This window comes from Escherichia sp. AM3 (assembly GCF_032029835.1).
Taxonomy (GTDB): domain Bacteria; phylum Pseudomonadota; class Gammaproteobacteria; order Enterobacterales; family Enterobacteriaceae; genus Escherichia; species Escherichia coli.
On the sequence record NZ_JAVUPQ010000209.1, the window covers coordinates 1 to 2,366 of the forward strand.

Below are 2,366 nucleotides of genomic sequence, written 5' to 3' on the forward strand. Positions count from 1 at the left end.
AAAGATACGTTTAGCCTTCCTAGTGAGTTCAGTTTCTGTCTTTTTCTCTGAACTCGGCGCAAACGTGATCATCGCTTGAGGTTGCTGCTCTTACTTCTCAAATTGTGATGGAGAACGATAAAGGTTAGAGGGCACTTTTATTTTTTTAAGCAAGTGTATAGCATAAGAATAATCTAAAAAGGGAGGTTATATGCGCAGGTCTGCATTTGTGAGGATGATGATTTTTACAACGTTGTTTGTAGGGGGAACTTCTACCGCAGTTGCTAAAAACTGCAAAAAAGGAATACCTTGTGGTAACTCGTGTATAGCTGTTGGTAAGACGTGCCGGATTGGCTCTTATGCCCCTTCATCTTATAAAAATCATTCATACTCTTATCCTTCATCCTCTATTCGAAGCTCGCAATCAAATAATTCACGAAAAACTGAAGGAGTGAAAACGACTCCTGCTGCCAAAAATTATCTTTGCCAATACTCTATTGCATCAATCGAAAACGGACGTTTAGGGGCATTACGTGTTCAGGGATACGCACAAGTAACTTTATATGCAGATAGCTTCAAGGCTAACAGATTAAATGGAACATATTTGATATCGCCAAAACTGAATGCTAACGGCAAGTTTATGATGGCAGATGATAAAAGCAAGGTTTATGCTTATGATTCTTGGCTATTAAATTTTGCAATAAGCGATCGTATCACAAGAACGACAGAACAATGGGATCGATGTAAGCTCAATCAAAAATAACAGTTAGAGAAGCTCTTGTAGAGGCATTATTGAGTTATTGGTTTTAATATTTTTGTGCCTCTATGGGCTTTTTTTGCCTTTTTGCAATGTAGGAGAGAGCACAGGAATCGTTAAAATTAATTATTGGGGTATTTAAGGTTATTTTCAGGTGATTTAAGGGTATTAAACGTAATTTAAGTGATTAAAATATAAACAGGTTGTTCTGTATCTTATTGATTTATAAGATTGTTTTCAAATAAAGGTAAATAAAAAATAAATAGCCATAAATAGCTATAAATACATCTAAATACATATGAATCCCCTCCCTTATGGCTAGATTGCGAGAGGTGCTTAACGCGATTTTCAGCGCCCCCCGATCTGGAAAATCCAGAATCCCCAAATATCAGCAAGGAATTTTCTTGCGTAATCAACATCGTTTTTACCTATTAAATCATTACACAGAAAGCCTTTCTGTAATGTCTCTCACTAAACTTTCACTAAACACGAGAATGATCGGTTTTATGTCGGATCAGATGCTAGAAACAGCACCACGTCTCACAAGGGCTGTAAGCGATGAAACCAGTGTTTATGCGGGTGCAGGTCAAAATATAGGCCAAAATACATTTAACATAATAAACGTAATATGCACTAAGGAACACATAGAACGCCTTGAGTTGATGTATCAGGGGAAAAGTGGTGGATTTTTTACGTAGGAGCACGAGAGGGCTTCTATTGACTTTTGTATGCTATGAAATATAATAGAAGGTTTTTATTTTTACGTTGATAGTGATTGCACATTAAAGATTGAAAGCAAATTTAAACATAAATTTTCAACACGTGAAAGAAACTTGTTCGACAAATAATAGATTGATTTTTAATCAACAATTTCTGATAGTGCTCTGTAAGCCGTATTACACAAGGCTTTGCGAAAGTGATGTAAAAGTGAAGAAAGCTAACATTGCACTTTTTAAGCTACTTTTCATTGGATTTTTACGTAGGAATTACACAGGGATTAATCATCAATTACATTGAATTTAAGCCTGTTTTAGATGTTTAATTTTGGTAGCAAGAAACACTTTTAGAAGATCATTGCACAGATGCTATGTGATGATTGGATGTAACGGTAGGTCACTGTGAGCTACCCCTATCAAGTCTGATACCCGATAAGTATAAATAACACCTGGGAAATGAGTTCCGATCTATTTAGGAAATAACCGTGGAAGTGGTTTCCTACCTACCTAGGAAATGAGTTCCTATCACCTAGGAAATGATTTCCGACAATACTATAATTAAACTACAATTAAACTATATAATATAATTCTTTTTTATCTTTATAAGAATAATTATAGTGATACCCGTTAGGGAGTCTAACGACTATCCCTTAATCTATTGGCATTCGCCAGAACCTTGCACAAGTTAGAGTGTTAGTCGTTAGACTGCTTGTCATAACACATAGTTTTTGTTTGTTGATGTTAGTTAGTAGATCTATGTTCGCTAATGCCGCTCACAACGAATATGTAATCTACTATGTGCAAATAGCCTACGGCTTGCGTAAGGCTAAATAGTCTTGCGCTGTGCGCTTCAATAGTTCCATTGATGAGGCTTACGCCAATCTAACGATCATCAATCTATTTAAGAGAAAATC

Annotated in this window: 1 protein-coding gene; it reads left to right on the forward strand. The window is 35.9% G+C overall.

All coding sequences use genetic code 11. From position 1 onward, the window contains the following. Nucleotides 1-190 precede the first annotated feature (190 nt). Nucleotides 191-742, forward strand: a complete 552-nt coding sequence (locus RTW80_RS24150) for a hypothetical protein (protein ID WP_001323651.1) — start codon at nucleotides 191-193, stop codon at nucleotides 740-742. Nucleotides 743-2,366: the final 1,624 nt, after the last annotated feature.

Coding starts and splice junctions, on each gene's coding strand:
- RTW80_RS24150 (WP_001323651.1), top strand. CDS start 191: ATGCGCAGGTCTGCATTTGTGAGGATGATGATTTTTACAACGTTGTTT.